We start from the raw sequence: 608 nt of genomic DNA, 5'->3' as shown, positions 1-608 counted from the left end.
ATGCCTATGATGGATGTAACAGGTAAGGTTGTAGTGATTACAGGTAGTCTGCGTCCTATGACAAGGCAAGAGGCTACGGAGTTTTTGGAGCAAGAAGGAGCGATAGTTCAGAACTATGTCTCTAGTCAAACAGATATTCTTGTGGTGGGACACAAGCAACTCGATCTCTTTGAACCTGATAGACGTTCTAAAAAGTATGACGCAGCCCTCTCTCGCATGGCACAAGGGCAAGCGATTACCATTTTATCAGAAGAAGCGTTTTTCAATATGGTAAAAAACTCTTACATGTGACAGTCGCACAGGTGTTTACGTTTTTTTCAAAAAAAGGTAAACTATTAACATGATACTGTACATGTTCATAAAGAGGAGTCTCAAGTCAATCTTGAGGCTTCTTTTTTATCCATAAAGATATATAACTTTTTGTATATTAAAATAACTTTTTGAGATGAGTAAGAACTAACTTGTCCCCTTACAGCACAGATTGTTATTATCTCTTATCATAGAATTATCAAACAGAAAGGAAGAGGACGGTAGATGGATGATGAAAAATATGGTGTCCCTCGTGACATCTATGCCAAAGTAAAAATTATAGGTCTTTTTATGGCTGA

General features: G+C 37.2%; 1 protein-coding gene. It reads left to right on the top strand.

Annotated features, from left to right (window positions below; all coding sequences use genetic code 11):
• Positions 1–6: 6 nt before the first annotated feature.
• The gene (locus AALA56_RS10155) at positions 7–291 is read left to right on the top strand and encodes a BRCT domain-containing protein (RefSeq protein ID WP_369909908.1); all 285 of its coding nucleotides are present in this window, start codon (positions 7–9) and stop codon (positions 289–291) included.
• Positions 292–608 lie beyond the last annotated feature (317 nt).

The sequence above is a fragment of the Streptococcus hyointestinalis genome (assembly GCF_041225505.1).
Taxonomy (GTDB): Bacteria; Bacillota; Bacilli; order Lactobacillales; family Streptococcaceae; genus Streptococcus; species Streptococcus hyointestinalis_B.
The sequence above is the reverse complement of the archived record's forward strand: the minus strand, read 5'-3'. Positions and strand labels throughout refer to the sequence as shown.